The 14,626-nt window shown below is 70.9% G+C and carries 12 protein-coding genes; 8 read left to right on the top strand and 4 right to left on the bottom strand.

The features are described from left to right. Positions 1-49: 49 nt before the first annotated feature. Positions 50-1,225, bottom strand: coding sequence for an exo-beta-N-acetylmuramidase NamZ family protein (locus tag B7W94_RS05350; protein WP_085605150.1), 1,176 nt, complete (start codon positions 1,223-1,225; stop codon positions 50-52). A 2-nt stretch (positions 1,226-1,227) separates the two neighbouring features. Then, positions 1,228-2,094, bottom strand: a complete 867-nt coding sequence (locus tag B7W94_RS05345; protein WP_029989136.1) for a MurR/RpiR family transcriptional regulator — start codon at positions 2,092-2,094, stop codon at positions 1,228-1,230. Between the two features lie 137 nt (positions 2,095-2,231). Between B7W94_RS05345 and B7W94_RS05340 the strand changes: the two genes are divergently transcribed. The 4 genes from B7W94_RS05340 to B7W94_RS05325 are packed head-to-tail and all read left to right on the top strand — an operon-like array spanning position 2,232 to position 6,441. Then, complete coding sequence (locus tag B7W94_RS05340; RefSeq protein ID WP_025102685.1) at positions 2,232-3,515, top strand: ABC transporter substrate-binding protein; 1,284 nt, start codon at positions 2,232-2,234, stop codon at positions 3,513-3,515. Positions 3,516-3,570: 55 nt separating this feature from the next. Next, complete coding sequence (locus tag B7W94_RS05335; protein WP_025102684.1) at positions 3,571-4,527, top strand: carbohydrate ABC transporter permease; 957 nt, start codon at positions 3,571-3,573, stop codon at positions 4,525-4,527. Next, a complete protein-coding gene (locus B7W94_RS05330; protein ID WP_062765614.1) occupies positions 4,527-5,444 on the top strand; it encodes a carbohydrate ABC transporter permease in 918 nt (305 codons plus the stop codon). Before B7W94_RS05335 ends, B7W94_RS05330 begins: the two co-directional genes overlap by 1 nt. 16 nt (positions 5,445-5,460) lie before the next feature. Further along, positions 5,461-6,441 carry a serine hydrolase domain-containing protein gene (locus B7W94_RS05325; RefSeq protein WP_062765611.1) on the top strand — a complete coding sequence of 327 codons (981 nt, stop codon included), beginning with the start codon at positions 5,461-5,463 and terminating at the stop codon, positions 6,439-6,441. A 290-nt stretch (positions 6,442-6,731) separates the two neighbouring features. Here B7W94_RS05325 and B7W94_RS05320 read toward each other — a convergent pair whose 3' ends face one another. Then, the gene (locus tag B7W94_RS05320) at positions 6,732-7,628 is read right to left on the bottom strand and encodes an Lrp/AsnC family transcriptional regulator (protein WP_025102681.1); all 897 of its coding nucleotides are present in this window, start codon (positions 7,626-7,628) and stop codon (positions 6,732-6,734) included. A gap of 218 nt (positions 7,629-7,846) precedes the next feature. On the opposite strand from B7W94_RS05320, the gene B7W94_RS05315 reads away from it, so the two are divergent. From B7W94_RS05315 to speB, 4 genes are read left to right on the top strand one after another with little or no spacing between them, the layout of a single operon-like run. Beyond that, the gene (locus B7W94_RS05315; RefSeq protein ID WP_062765608.1) at positions 7,847-9,190 is read left to right on the top strand and encodes an MFS transporter; all 1,344 of its coding nucleotides are present in this window, start codon (positions 7,847-7,849) and stop codon (positions 9,188-9,190) included. A gap of 42 nt (positions 9,191-9,232) precedes the next feature. Then, positions 9,233-10,900: an amidohydrolase gene (locus B7W94_RS05310; protein ID WP_062765604.1), complete on the top strand. Its 1,668-nt coding sequence runs from the start codon at positions 9,233-9,235 to the stop codon at positions 10,898-10,900. 10 nt (positions 10,901-10,910) lie between these two features. Further along, a complete protein-coding gene (locus tag B7W94_RS05305; RefSeq protein ID WP_085605147.1) occupies positions 10,911-12,527 on the top strand; it encodes a thiamine pyrophosphate-binding protein in 1,617 nt (538 codons plus the stop codon). Between the two features lie 32 nt (positions 12,528-12,559). Beyond that, positions 12,560-13,507 (top strand): agmatinase, encoded by a 948-nt coding sequence (gene speB / locus B7W94_RS05300; RefSeq protein ID WP_085605144.1) that lies wholly within the window; start codon positions 12,560-12,562, stop codon positions 13,505-13,507. A gap of 9 nt (positions 13,508-13,516) precedes the next feature. On the opposite strand, the gene B7W94_RS05295 is transcribed toward speB, so the two are convergent. Next, on the bottom strand, positions 13,517-14,389 hold the full coding sequence (locus tag B7W94_RS05295; RefSeq protein ID WP_085605141.1) for a serine protein kinase RIO: 873 nt from the start codon (positions 14,387-14,389) through the stop codon (positions 13,517-13,519). Between the last annotated feature and the right edge of the window lie 237 nt (positions 14,390-14,626).

Below are 14,626 nucleotides of genomic sequence, written 5' to 3'. Positions count from 1 at the left end.
GCGGCGGCCGCGCGCGCCGCCATCCCCTTGACGTCCGCGCGGCAGCCGGTCAGCGGTAGAGGAGGTCGGCGTCGACGAGCCCCGGCCAGTCCGGCACCGCGAGCGACTCCGGCTCGTCCCACTCGCCCGCCGTGATCCGGCGGAAGGCGCCCTCGACCCCGAACAGCTTCTCCAGAGGGGACCAGTCGGACTCCCCGGGCATCGGCACCAGCGCCCGCTCGGCCAGGGCCTCGGGGTAGAGGGTGGCGAGCAGCGACAGCAGGCGGACGCCGGTGTGCACCGGCCGGAAGGCGGCCGGGTCGGTCACGTGCAGGAGGAGCCCCTGGCAGGCCTCGCCGGCGTGATCCCGCACCAGGGGGGTGAAGCCGTAGGGGGAGGCGGTGACGCCGGGAAGGGCGAGCTCGACGAACACGGTCGTGTACTCCTCGGCGTCGATGAACGGGGCGCCGACGACGCGGAAGGGCACGGCCGTGCTGCGACCCTCGGAGACGTTCACGCCCTCGGCCAGACACGTGCCGGGGTACAGGAGGGCGGTCGCGGCGCTGGGCAGGTTCGGCGAGGGCGGCATCCAGGTCAGCTCCTGCCGGCCGAGGGCGGTCTGATCGCGCGTCCATCCCTGCACCTCGACGACGTGCAGCTCCACGTCGATCCCGCGCGTGCGCACCCAGTGCCGCGCGAGCTCGCCGATCGTCAGACCATGGCGGACGGGCATCGTCCACCGCCCGACGAGCGAGTTCGCCGCCTCGTCGAGCATCGGCCCCTCGGCTTGCTCCAGGCGTCCGCCGAGCGGATTCGGGCGGTCGAGCACCATCACGGCGACGCCCGCGTCGGCGCACGCCTCAAGCACATGGCTCATCGTCCAGATGTAGGTGTAGAAACGCGCACCCACGTCGGGAAGGTCGACGAGCACGATGTCGAGGTCGGCGAGGTCGGCGGCCGCGGGACGCACGTCCGCGCCGTAGAGGCTGCGCACCGGGAGCCCGGTCAGCGTGTCCCGGAGATCCCCGATCAGCTCTCCCTCCCTGGCCCGGCCGTCGAGGCCGTGCTCCGGGCCGAGGAGGAGCGTGAGCGGGAAGCCGGCGTCGGCGAGACCTGCGCGTCCACGGGCGAGGGTCGAGGTGAGGGCCAGGTCGTTCGTGACCATCCCGAGGCGGGCGCCGCGGAGGCGGTCCCGGTGCGGCTGCGTCAGGTCGTCGTGGAGGAGGCGGTCGATTCCGAGCTGCATGATCAATCGATTCTGTGAGCGGTGACGGCGTCGTGCGTGCGCTGGAGGTTCGCGGAGATCCGGTCGTAGTCGGCCTGAGCGATACGCGTGTAGAGGAAGTCGAGGACGGCGAGCTGGGCGATGCGGCTGGCCATCGCGCCGGAGCGGAAGGTCGACTCCGACACCGCCGTGACGAGGGTGTGCGCGCACGCGCGGGCGAGCGGCGAGCGCGGGTTGTTGGTGATGGCGATGGTGGTGGCGCCGGCGGCGGCGGCCACCTCGGCCGCCTGCACGATCTCCAGGGTGCGGCCGGAGTGCGAGATGGCGATCGCGGCGTCCCGATCGTCCAGGAGCGCGGCGCCGGTGAGGGCGAGGTGGTGGTCGGTCCGCGCCTGGGCGACGAGGCCGGCGCGATGGAGCTTCTGCTCAAGGTCCTGCGCGGCGAGTCCGCTGGAGGCCGCGCCGTAGATGTCGATACGACGCGCGCCGCGGACCACGGCGACGCACCGCTCCAGCTCGGCGATGTCGAGCTGGCGGGCGGTGCGCTCGATGGCCTCGGCCTCCGCGAAGGCGATCTTGCGCACCGTGGTCGCGGCGTCGTCGTGGCGGCTCACATCCCCCGCGGACACCTGGAAGCGCTCGCGCTCGGACGCGCTCCGCGTGAGCTCTCCCGCCAGGGCGATCCGCAGGTCGGGGTACCCGGGGAACCCGAGGCTGCGGGTGAAGCGGGCGACGCTGGCGACCGACACCCCGCACTCCTCGGCGAGGCGGGTGATGGAGTTCTCCAGGACCGCCTGCGGTTCGGCGAGCACGCGTTCGGCGATGCGGCGTTCCGTGGGGGTGAGCGCGGAGAGGCGCTGATGGATGGCTGTCACGACACTGTTCGGCACGAGCCCATGATGGCAGGTCGGGTCCGCGCTCGGTAGGAATTTTCAGAAATGCTTGCATTTTTGTAAGAGATTGCCCACAGTGGCAGTGTCGGCATCGTCCCCGTGCCGCGACGAAGACGTCACCCGAGAGGAACACCATGCGAAACCGCCCCGTCCGCCTCGCTCTCACCGGAGGGATCCTGGTCGCCGGCCTCGCCGTCGCCGGCTGCGCGCCCGCAGCCTCGAGCGGCGATGGTCAGGATGATGTCACCCTGACCATCTGGTCCTGGCAGGCCTCGTCGTCCCCGAAGTGGGAGGCCGTGTTCGACGCCTACGAAGAGTCCCACCCCGGCGTCACCATCGAGTTCGAGGGCTTCCAGCCCACCGAGTACAACCAGATCCTCGCCACCGGCCTCGAGGGCAGCGACGGTCCGGACATCGCGATGCTGCGCGCCTATGGCGGCGTGCAGTCGGCGATCCAGTCGGAGCAGATCGTGCCGATCGACGACATCGTCGACGGTCTCGACCAGTTCGACCCCACGGTCCTGCGCGCGGCCCAGGGCAAGGACGACGGCAAGACCTACGGCGTCCCCTTCGCGTACCAGACCATGCAGATGTTCTACAACAAGACCATGTTCGACGAGATGGGCCTCGAGGAGCCCACCGACTGGGACGAGTTCATCGAGCTGCAGGAGACCCTTCTCAAGGAGGGCGTCACCCCCATGGCGCTCGGCGCCCGCGAGGACTGGGTCCTGCCGATGTTCCACGACATCGTCGGTTCGGCGCACTACGGCGGTGCGGACTTCGAGGAGAAGGTACTCGCCGGCGACGTCGACTTCACCGACCCCGCCTACGTGTCCTCGCTGCAGATCGTGCAGGACATGCAGAAGTACCTCGACAAGAACGTCAACGCGATCGCCGTCGCCGACGCCGTCCTGCAGTTCACCTCGGGCCAGGCCGCGCAGTGGCCCGGCGGCTCGTTCGACCTGCCCACGTTCCAGAGCTCCGCGCCCGACACTGAGTGGGGCGTCTACGAGGTCCCGCCGTCCCCCGACAGTGCTCTCGACCACGCGGTCACCCCGGGCTACGCGGACGGCAGCTTCGGCATCAACGCGGCCAGCGAGAACCAGGAGGCGGCCACCGAGCTGCTCAACTGGATGACGACGAAGGAGTTCGGCCAGCTCGTCGCCGACGAGGTCGACCAGTTCTCCGCGCTCCCCGGGGTGGAGTACTCCGACCCGCTCATGCAGGAGATGAACGAGCAGTACACCGCCAACCCGGCTCCGTACCTGCTGCTCGTCGACTTCCGGTACGGCGACCCGACCGGCACCGCGGTGCTCGGCCCGGACATTCAGGCCATGTTCCTCGGTCAGAAGACCCCGGAGCAGCTGGGCGCCGACCTGCAGTCGGGCATCTCCACCTGGTTCACCCCCTCCTCCTGATCCGAGCGTGGTGGGGCGCCGCGTCCGGCGCCCTACCACGAGCGAAGGACCCCCCATGGCTCTGACCCTCCCCGTGCGCCCGCCGAAGAGCCGGCGCCCCCGCACCGGCATCGCGCTGTCGACGCCGACGGCCGCGCTGTTCGTGCTCCCGGCCGCCGTGCTCTTCGCGGTGCTGATCCTCTACCCGATGCTCGCCGCGCTCAGCTACTCGTTCTTCGACTGGCAGGGCACCAAGCAGGGTGGATTCGCCGGCATCGGCAACTACCTCACGCTCCTCACCAAGGAGCCCTACGCCTCCGAGCTGTGGAACGCGTTCGGCCACAACCTGCTGCTCTTCGCCGGCGCCCTGGTCTTCCAGAACTCGCTCGGCCTCGGCATCGCGACCCTGCTGCACCGCCGCAAGCGCACCAAGCGGTTCTTCCAGACGATCTTCGCCCTGCCCTACCTCGTGAGCCCGATGGTCATCGGCTACCTGTGGTCGCTGATGCTGTCTCCGCTGTTCGGGCCGGTGAACGCGATCCTCCGCGGCGTCGGCCTGGAGAGCCTCGCGCTGCCGTGGCTCGGCGATCCGCAGCTCGCGATCTGGGTCATCGTGCTGGTCAGCGCCTGGCAGTGGATCGGATTCCCGATCCTGCTGTACGGCGCCGCCCTCGGCGGCATCCCCGAGGAGATCGAGGAGGCGGCGTCGCTCGACGGCGCCACGGCCGCGAAGCGCTTCCGCTACATCACGCTCCCCATGCTCACGCCGACGATCGGCATCATCACCGTGCTCACCTTCATCGGCAGCATGGAGGCGATGGCCATCCCGTTCGCGCTCGCCGGGTCGAACGGCGCTCCCGCCGGCTCCACCGACGTGATGATGCTGTTGTTCTACCGCACCGCGTTCGAGTCCGGGAACCCGAACTCCATCGGGGTCTCCTCGGCCCTCGCGACCGTCCTGTTCATCTTCATCATGGTCATCTCCGTCGTCATCACGACGACGATGCGCCGCGCCGAACGAAAGCTGTTCTGATGAGCACCGCCCTCGACACCCGTCAGGAGCCGACCACCGAGGCGATCGTCTCCGGCCGGCCCTCCGCCCCGCGGCGCCGCTCCCGGCGCACGAACGACACCCCGTTCGTGGGCCGGCTCCTCGCCAACGTGTTCCTGTGGGGATACGCGCTGGTCGCGATCGGTCCGCTGCTGCTCATGGTCAACAACTCTCTGCGCACGCAGCAGCAGATCGCCACCGAGCCGCTCGGACTCCCCGTCCCCCCGACGTTCACGAGCTTCCAGAACGCGTGGATCACCGCCTCGTTCGACACGTACTTCGTCAACTCGATCACCGTCACGGTCGGGTCGGTCATCGTCACGACGGTCGTCTCCGTGCTCGCCGCCTACGCCTTCGCGCGGGCCAGGGCGAAGTTCTTCCGCGGGATCGAGGCCGTGTTCCTCTCGGGCCTCATGCTGCCGGTGCACCTGGCGATCCTGCCGCTGTTCTATCTGCTCGACGCGCTCAAGATGACCAGCAACGTCTTCAGCCTCATCCTCGTCTACGGCGCCCTCGGCATCCCGTTCACCACCTTCGTGCTGACCGTGTTCTTCCGAGCGCTGCCGATCGAGCTGGAGGAGGCCGCGCGCATCGACGGCGCCGGACCGCTGCGCACGTTCCTCCAGATTCTGCTGCCGCTCGTGCGCCCGGCGCTCGCGACCGTGATCGTCTTCCGGTTCGTGCCGGTCTGGAACGACTTCTTCTACCCGCTGATCCTGCTGCGCGACCGCGACTCGTACACGCTCCCCGTGGGCCTGACCCGGTTCTTCGGGGAGTACTCGACCGATTGGCCGCAGCTGTTCGCCGGACTCACGATCGCCACCATCCCGCTCGTGGTGCTGTTCCTGCTGGCGACGAAGCAGATCATCAACGGCCTCACCTCCGGCATGAGCAAGTGACGGCCGCAGGCGGATCATGGTGAACGGAGCCCCGGGCTCGGCGTGGGCGTCGGTGCGGGCGGTCGCCGGGGGCGCGGAAGAGCTGCAGCTCCTCGGGTCGCCGGCGCACGACGATCCCGCTCCGCTCACCGCCGCGCACCTGTTCGATCTCGCATCGCTGACGAAGGTCTTCACCGCCATCGCCGCCCTGCGGCTCGTCGACGCGGGCGTGATCGACCTCGATGAGCCCGTCGAGCGCGTCCTCCCGGTGGGCAGCGGCGCCGGAGCGGAGCGGATCACCCTCCGGTACCTTCTCACCCACACCTCCGGGCTGCCGGCGGAGGGGCGCGAGTGGCGGGAGGGCGTGCGCGGGGACGAGTTGCGTGCCCGCGTGCGGCGTCGGGCGCTCGGTGCCGAGCCGGGCGCTCGCCATCTGTATTCCGACGTCGGGTACATCGCGGCCGGAGACTGTCTGGAACGGGTCTCCGGGCGGCCGCTCGCGGCGCTCTGGGCGGAGGTGGCCACGGGGATCGGCGCCGCGTCGCTGACGATGGCTCCGGAGCGGGAGCGTGCGGTCGCCACGGAGACGCAGCCGCACCGCGGGAACGTGCGCGGTGAGGTGCACGACGAGCTCGCCCACGCGCTCGGCCGTCCCGCCGGCCACGCGGGACTGTTCGGCACGGTGGCGGATGTCGCCGCTCTCGCCCGTCTCCTCCGCGATGAGGGCGAGGGGCCGCACGGGCGCGTGCTGTCACGGGAGTCCTTCCGCGGGATGACGACCCCGTCCGTCCAGGCCGACGCCGGCTACGGCCAGGCGATCGGTCTGCGCGTGCGCGATGCCGCGTGGATGGGTGACCTTGATGCGGTCGGCCACACCGGCTTCACCGGCACGTGCTTCGCGGTCGTCCCCGAGACGGGCGCCTACGGCGTGCTGCTCCTCAACCGCGTGCACCCCACGCGCGAGGACGCCGACGTCGCCGCCGTCCGCCGTGCCTTCCTCGCCGCCCTCACCCCCTGACCCCACTACCCGCCCCGCTCCCGGTCTCGCCCCGGTCCCGGGATCGATAAGGCACCTCCCCGAGCCTTCCGACGCCCCATATTCATCCCGCACCGAGAACCCTTCCCGGTGGAAGTGCCGAGGGTGCCGGATCAAGAAGGGTCCTCCACGCGGCTTCCGAAGCCCCGTTTGCATCCCGCGTGGGGAACCCCTCGCGGTGAGTGTGCAGAAACGTGCCGGGGATGGGTGAACGAGGCGCAGTTTTGATCCCGGGAGGGACCGGACGGGGACGGGGCCGGACGGGGACGGGGTCAGTCGGTGCGGAGGGGGCGGAGGGTGCGGGCGTAGTCCTCCTTGAGCACCGCGAGATGGAGCCACGCCTCGATCCGGGTCACTCCGGGGAGCGCGCGCAGCCGCTCGAGACTCGCATACAGGGCGCCGGCGGAGGGCTCCACGAGGGTCGCGACGGCGTCGAACCGCCCGAGGGTCCGGGCCGCGAAGTCGACGCCGCGCCCCCGCCGCAGCTCGTCGATCACGGCCTCGTCGTCGTCTCCGAGCGTCATGCCCACGCCCATCGAGAGCTGCCGATGCGCGAGCCCTCGGGCCTCCACGGCGCTGATCTTGATGACACCGGCGTCGATGAGCCGCTGCACCCGGGTGGCGACCGCGCTGGGGGAGAGCCGCACCTGCTCGCCGAGGGCACGGAAGCTCATCCGCCCGTCGGACTGCAGGTGCTCGATGAGGGCTTCGTCGATGCCGTCGAGGGTCACGCCGCCGTGGTACTCCGAGACGAAGAACCCCTTGATCACGGTCGAGTAGATGATCGTGTTGATGTCGAGCACCCCGGCGCTCCCGCGGATGCGCGCGAGCAGATCGTGGAGTTCCGACATCGAGCCCACCCGCACCTCCGTCACGATGTCGTGGGCGCCGCCGACCGCCGACACCAGCACGGTCTCGGACATGTCGCGCAGGTGCTCGGCGACCACCTCGACGGCGCCGTCGGTCCGGATCGACACGTGCGCGAGCACGTGCTGCCCGAGGAACACGGGGTCGACGGCCGCGACCACCCGCACCGTGCGGTCGCTGAGCAGCGTGCGCAGACGAGCCGCCACGACGGCGCGGGACTGGCCGACGCGCTCGGCGAGGGAGAGGATGCTGGCGCGGCCGTCCTCCTGCAGCGCCCGGATGAGTTCCGCGTCGAAGTCCATGTGCCGTCCGATTCCGTCGATTTCCCCGCAGTGCACGCTCGCCCCCGCAGAACCTCAGCGTAGAGCGCTGTTCGACCGAGCGGAAGGCCCGGAGTGCGCGGTGCGTCAGACACAAATCCAGTGAATGACGCGTATCGCTGGAGTTCTGCCCTTGCCCGCGTCGCTCCGCGTCCGTAGCATCCTTCGCTATCCGACACCATCCGCGAAGGAGCGGGTCCATGACCACTACCCCCACCCCCCGAAGCGGCGTCCACAGCCGCGCGCGCCGCGCCGGCTTCGCCGCCTTCGTCGGCACCACCATCGAGTGGTACGACTTCTACGTCTACGCCACGGCCGCCGCCCTCGTCTTCGGCCCGCTGTTCTTCCCGAGCGACGACCCCCTGGCCGAGACCGCCGCGGCGTTCGCGACGTTCGCGGTCGCCTTCCTCGTCCGCCCCCTCGGCGGCATCGTCTTCGGCCACATCGGCGACAAGCTCGGTCGGCGTGTCTCGCTCGTCATCACGCTGCTGCTGATGGGGGCCGCGACCGTCCTCGTCGGTTGCCTGCCGACCTACGAGAACATCGGCATCCTCGCCCCCATCCTCCTCATCCTGCTCCGCGCCATCCAGGGTCTCGCGGTCGGCGGCGAATGGGGCGGCGCGGTGCTCATGAGCGTGGAGCACGCTCCCGAGAAGTCGAAGACGTTCTACGGCGGCTTCACCCAGCTCGGCAACCCGGCCGGCGCCCTCCTCGCCTCCGGCATCTTCGCGATCATGGCCCGCGGCGGCGACACGTTCATCATCGACGGCGGCTGGCGCATCCCGTTCCTGCTGTCGATCGTCCTGATCGGCGTCGGTCTGTGGGTCCGGTATCGCGTCGAGGAGTCGCCGGTCTTCGAGGAGAAGATCGAGGGTCGCAAGCAGTCCATGCCGCTCGCCTTCGCCCTCCGCGTCAACTGGAAGCCGATCCTCCTCGGCATCGGCATCCTGCCCATCTCCACCGGCGGCTACTATCTGGCCACCACCTTCGCCACCGCGTACGCGACGGGTGAGCCCATCGCGATCAGCGAGCAGGTCATCCTCGACGCGATGACCCTGGCCTCCTTCGTGGAGTTCGTCGTGACGCTGCCGGTCGCCTGGCTCGGTGACAAGTGGGGCCGAAAGAACGTGATGTACATCGGCCTGATCACCTCGGTGCTGACCTTCGCGCCCTTCCTGCTGCTGATGCCGGGCCGCGTGGAGCCGCTGATCTTCCTCTTCGCCTCGCTCGTGCGCATCGCGATGAGTGCGACCTACGCCCCGATCGCGGCGATCCTCGCCCAGATGTTCCGTCCGCAGGCGCGCTACACCTCGATCGCGCTGTCGTACGGCGTCGGCGCCGCCATCTGGGCCGGATTCTCGCCCTGGTTCGCGACGCAGCTCATCGCCTGGACCGGCAGCGTCTGGTCGGTCATCGCGATGTTCGTGGGCATGGCCGTCATCGCCGGGATCTGCACGCGTCTCGCGCCGCAGCACTCCGACGAGGCCCCGGTCACGGCGTCGTTCACCGCCCGGACCGACACCACGGCGAACCGCCTGCCCTGACCGGCACCCTTCCCCCGCACGACACCACCGCGAACAGGCATCATGAGAAAGCTCACTCCCTTCGACCGCTCGGCCCAGGCCGCTCCCGTCCTCGTCACCGCGCGAGCCATCCACACGGCGGACCCGGCGGACACCACCGTCACCGCGATGCTGACCGACCGGGGGCGCATCGTCGCCCTCGGCACGGCGGCGGAGTGCGAGGACGTGGCGGCGCGGGCCGGACTCACTCCGGAGCGCGTCGATCTGGGGGAGGCGGTGGTCGTGCCCGGCTTCGTGGACGCGCACGCGCATCCGCTGATGTTCGGGCAGATGATGACCTGGGTGGACTGCGGTCCGGAGAAGGCGGGGAGCATCCCGGAGATCGTGGCGCTGCTGAAGGCCGCCGCGGCGGATCTCCCCGCCGGGCGCCCGGTGCGCGGCTACGGCTACGAGCAGCGGAACCTCGCCGAGAAGCGGCACCCCACACGGTTCGAGCTCGACGAGGTGGCCGCCGACCGCGAGGTGTACCTCATGAACGCCTCCGGCCACGGTGGCGTGGTGAACTCGTACACGCTCGACCTCAACGGCGTCGACCGGGACACCCCGAACCCGGACGGCGGCGAGTTCTTCCGCGACGCCGACGGCGAGCTCACCGGCGAACTGTCCGACGCGGCGTGCAACATCCTCACCGGCGTCCACGGGGTGAAGATCGGCCACCACGGTCCGAACTTCCACCTCGCGGACGAGCCGGAGGAGCACCTGCGCCAGCTCGACGCGGCGACGCAGCGCTTCCTCGCGGGCGGGGTCACCTCCATCGGCGACTGCCAGGTCACGCGGCGCGAGTTCGACATGTACCTGCGGCTCGCCGAGGCCGGGCGGCTGGAGCTGCGCGTGTCGATGTACCTGCTGTCGCACCTGCTCGACGAGGCGCTGGAGATGGGGCTCGTCGGGCAGTTCGGCAACGCGCACCTCAGCTTCGCCGGCATCAAGTTCTACGCCGACGGCACTCTGGGCGGCTGGACCGCGTACTTCCCGGACGGCTACGTCGGCGACCCCTGCCGCACCGGCCAGCTCTACCACGAGCCCGCCGACTACGCGGAGCTCATCCGCAAGGCGCACGCGGCTGGACTGCAGACCGCGACCCACGCCCAGTCGCCCACCGCGATCGAGATGGTCGTGTCGGCGATCGAGGCCGCGCTCGCGGAGCGTCCGGATGCGGACGCCCGGCACCGCATCGAGCACTGCGGCCTGCCGACCCCCGGGCAGATCGAGCGGATGGCGGCCGCCGGCATCCGTCCCGTGAACCAGACGCAGCACTACTTCAACTGGGGCGAGGGCGTGGAGGAGGCCATCGGCACGCCCGGTGAGCGCTTCAACCCGCTGGGGGAGTTCGAGCGTGCGGGCGTGCCCATGACGATCTCCTCGGACGCCCCGGTCGCCGAGCCCATCCCGCTGGAGGCGATCCAGACCGCGGTCACCCGGGTCACCCGTCGCGGACACCGGCTCGGCCCGGACGACCTGCGCATCTCCGCGACCGCGGCGCTGCGGGCGCACACGATCGAGGGCGCGGTCTCGATCGGCCGGGAGGACGACCTCGGCTCCCTGGAGCCGGGCAAGTACGCCGACTTCGCGGTGCTCTCGGACGACCCGCTCACGGTGCCGGCCGAGGAGATCGCGGCGATCGAGGTCCGTGAGACCTGGGTCGACGGCGTCCGTCGGCACGCGATGTGAGGATGACACGATGAGCACCGACACCACCGGGGACCACTGGTACGCCGATACCGCAGGCCGTGCGGTCCTGGAGACCATCCGCGGCTACGGGGTGACCGCGGTCTTCGGCATCCCCGGCACGCACAACCTGGAGTTCTATCGGCCCCTCGCCGACCTCGGCATCCGCGCCGTGACCAACCGCCACGAGCAGGGGTCGGGGTACGGTGCCGACGGGTGGGCGCAGCAGACCGGGCTCCCCGGCGTGGTGATCACGACCTCGGGCCCCGGGCTCCAGAACGCGATGAGCGCGATCGGCACGGCCTTCTGCGAGTCGCGACCCCTCATCGTGCTCTCGCCCGGCGTGCCGCTCGGGGCGGAGTTCGCCGACGTGGGCACGCTGCACGAGACCAAGGACGCGACGGCCATGGTCGGCGCGATCGCGGAGTGGTCGCGACGGGTGTCGACCGCGGCGGAGGCGGTGCAGGCCGTGCACGACGCGTTCCACCTCTTCCGCACCGGCCGTCCCCGCCCCGTGCACATCGAGATCCCGCTCGACGTGCTGGAGGCGCCCGCCGCCGTGCCCGCGGAGGACCGGAAGCCGCGCCCGATGCCCGACCGCGTCTCCGGGGATCCGATCGCGCTCGCCGAGGCCGCCCGGCTGCTGTCCGCCGCCCGCCGCCCGGTGATCGTGGCCGGTGGGGGTGCGGTGGACGCCGCGCACCAGATCGCCGCGGTGGCGGAGCGGCTCGGAGCCCCCGTGCTCACGACCCTGAACGGCAAGGCGGTGCTCGACGAACGGCACCCGCTCTCGCTCGGCTCGAACCTGCGCCTCGCCGCCGCACGGGCTGTGGCCGAAGATGCCGACGTGCTGCTCGTGGTCGGCTCGAAGCTGGGCGAGGCGGAGCTCTGGGCTCCGCGGCTCGAGGCACGCGGCGCCGTGATCCGCGTCGACATCTCTCCGGAGCAGCGGGACAAGAACCTCACCGCGACGGTCGCTCTCACCGGAGACGCCGCCGCCGTGACCGACGCCCTCCTGCCCCTGCTGCCGGACCCCGCCCGTCCCGCCCGGGACCTCGCGGCCGAGCGAGCCGCGATCGAGGCGGAATCGCGGGAGACCGCGCCGGACACCGTCGCGCTGGCCGAGATCATCGCCGACGCCCTCCCTGCCGACGCGATCGTCGCCGGCGACTCCTCCCAGATCGTCTACATGGCGCTCGGCAGCGTGCTGCGGCAGGAGCAGCCGCACTCCCTCCTCTACACGCCGACCTACGCCACGCTCGGCTATGGCCTCCCCGCCGCGATCGGCGCGGCCGTCGCGCAGACCGAACGCCCGGTCGTCACCGTCATCGGCGACGGCGCTCTGATGTTCTGCGTGAACGAGCTCGTCACCGCTGTCGAGCAGCGCCTCGATATCACCGTGGTGTGCGTCGACAACGGCGGGTACGCGGAGATCCGCCAGAACGAGCTCGACCGGGGCATGACCCCGGTCGGCGTCGACCTCGTGCAGCCGGACTGGGCCGCGCTCGCCACCGCCTTCGGGGCGACCGGGCGACGGGCGGCATCGCGCGCCGACATCGCCCCCAGCATCCGCGCGGCCATCGCCGACGGCGGGGTGCAGCTCGTGCACATCCCGCAGCACGCCCTCTGAGACCCACACCTCCCGACGAACAGGAACGAGAAATGACCGACAACATCGGCCCCGTCGACGCCTCCGTGAACCCGCGGTACTCCGGCATCGCCACCTTCGCCCGCCTGCCCCGCATCGAGGACGTGCCGCGCGCCGACATCGCGGTGGTCGGCATCCCGTTCGACTCCGGCGTGAGCTACCGCCCCGGCACCCGTTTCGGCCCGTCGCATGTGCGGGAGTCGTCCCGGCTGCTCCGGCCTTACAACCCCGCACAGGACGTGTCGCCGTTCCAGCTCGCCCAGGTGGTGGATGCGGGGGACATCCCGGTGAACCCGTTCGACCTCACCGAGGCCGTGACCGAGGTCGAGCGCGCGGCGCTGGCGCTCGGTGAGCAGGTGCAGCGCCTCGTCACGATCGGCGGCGACCACACCGTGGCCCTTCCCCTGCTGCGGGCGGTGGCCGCGAAGCACGGACCCGTCGCGGTCCTCCACTTCGACGCCCACCTGGACACGTGGGACACCTACTTCGGGGCCCCCATCACGCACGGCACCCCCTTCCGCCGCGCGAGCGAGGAGGGGCTGATCGACCTCACCGCGAGCTGCCACGTCGGCACCCGCGGACCCCTGTACTCGAAGCAGGACCTCGAGGACGACGAGCGCCTCGGCTTCTCCATCGTCTCCAGCGAATACATCGAGGAGCACGGGGTGGAGGCCGCGATCGACCGCATCCTCACCCGCATCGGCGACAAGCCGCTGTACGTCTCGATCGACATCGACGTGCTCGACCCCGCGCACGCGCCCGGCACCGGGACCCCCGAGGCGGGAGGGCTCACGAGTCGCGAGCTGCTGCGCATCCTCCGGGCGCTGGGCGACCGCGACATCGTCGGCGCCGACGTCGTGGAGGTGTCGCCCGCGTACGATCACGCCCAGATGACCGGGATCGCCGCGAGCCACGTCGTGTACGAGCTGGTGACCCTTCTCGCCGCCCGACTCGCCTCCTGACACCCGGGGTCAGAACAGCGTCCCGAGGAGGTCCGCGAACAGGGCCTCGGCGTCGCACTCCACCCGTCGCCGTGCGAACCAGTCGCACACGTTGACGCAGTCGCGGTGCAGGAGGTCGAGGCCCTGCGGATTCGCGATCACGTCGACGATCTGCGGCAGGTCGATCACCCGCACCCGCCCCTCGTGCACGAGGAGGTTGTAGGCGGAGAGGTCGCCGTGCGCGAAGCCTGCGGCGGCGAAGACCCGCATGAGCTCGACCACCTGCGTGAAGTACTCCTGCATCTCGGCGTTCGACCCGCGCACCTGGGCGAGCCGGGGTGCCGCGATGCCCCGGTCGTCGCCGAGGAACTCCATGAGCACCTCGGTGCCGCTGACCTGCACGGGATAGGGGACCGGGGCGCCGCGCTCCCACATCCGGCACAGGGCCTCGAACTCCGCGAGCGACCACTGGGCTGCGGCGACCTCCCGCCCGTGGGCGGTCTTCTTGGCGAGGGCGCGCGTGTCGCGGGTGTTCCGCGTGCTGCGTCCCTCGGTGTAGACGGCGGAGCGCTGGAAGCTCCGGTTCTCGATGCCGCGGTAGCGCTTGGCGGCGAGGAGGGTGCGCTGCGTCGGGTCGTCGGGCACCGCGCGCTCCAGCAGGAACACGTCGGCCTCCTTGCCGGTCTTCAGGATGCCGAGCTCGGTGTCCAGGGCGCCGGCGGAGGTCACCACCCAGGCGGGGCGGGGTTCCGGTCCCCGCTCGGTGGGGGTGGACGAGGGCCAGGTCGTCCAGCGCTGGTTCGGGCCGGGCTCGACCTCGGCGAAGGAGAGGGCGGTCTCGAGGGAATCGAAGGAGGTGGCGTCGAAGGACGCGGCTTCCGAGGAAGCGGGGGATTCGTTCACGGTGTGGCTCCGGGAAGGGAGGCCACGCGGATCAGGAGCGGGTGGCCTCGAAGGGAAGGTGGTCGGCGATAGGCGCGACGACGACAGCGTTCATCTCATCGCCTCCTTCGCTCGGGCTTCCCGGGCGGATCCCGGTGCGTCGTCGAGCCTAGGGGGTCTCCCGGGGGTTGTCCAGGGCCGGACGATCGGTCGGATGCGGCGGACGACCGGTCGGGCGCGCGCCCGCCCCCGTTGCGA

Origin of the sequence: Microbacterium sp. LEMMJ01 (assembly GCF_002114135.1) — a bacterium.
Lineage (GTDB): Bacteria > Actinomycetota > Actinomycetes > Actinomycetales > Microbacteriaceae > Microbacterium.
This window is presented reverse-complemented; position numbering and strand designations above follow the sequence as displayed.